The sequence below is a fragment of the Microbacterium petrolearium genome, assembly GCF_054782875.1.
Map to the genome: position 1 here is coordinate 1 of NZ_BAAGRQ010000084.1, position 577 is coordinate 577.

At 69.5% G+C, this 577-nt stretch carries 1 pseudogene; it reads left to right on the plus strand.

Annotated elements, in window-relative coordinates:
• Nucleotides 1–360: 360 nt before the first annotated feature.
• Nucleotides 361–577 (plus strand): annotated as a pseudogene (locus tag ACYVJ0_RS13730) (hypothetical protein); the annotation flags it as partial.

The following is a 577-nucleotide window of genomic DNA, read 5'->3' on the forward strand; positions in this document are numbered from 1 at the left end:
GCGGTTTGCGGGTCGCCGCGGAGACACGCTGCACGGGCGCCTGCTGGGCAGGCGTCGGCGCGGTGGGCGGGTGCTGCTCCTGGGTCGGTGTACCCGGGTCCTCGTCGGGCCAACCGCCTGGCGCCGGTGGCGGCGGCACTGTGCCGGACATCAGGCGACTCCCTCAGCTCAAATCGGTCGGTCGGGCGACCGCGGTCGATCGTACACAAAGGCGTTACTCGCTGTTACTCCTGCGTGGCATGATCGACGGGTCGTCGCAGGTAGTTCACAGACCGGACGACACCCCAACCGAAGAGGCGCGCCCGTCGGGCGTGCGGGGCGTCATTCCGCCGCCCCCGAGAAGACAGACGTGGAGGGCCTGTGCCCGGAGAGAACCTGACCCGCGCCGAGGCGGTCGAACGAGCCGGCGTGGTATCGGTCGAGTCGTACGAGATCGTGCTGGACCTGACCACCGGTCCGGAGACCTTTGCGTCCGCCACGACTGTACGTTTCACCGCGACGGAGGGCGCCTCGACCTTTGTCGACCTGGTCGCACCGTCGGTGCGGTCCGTGGTGCTGAACGGTCGCGAGCTGGACC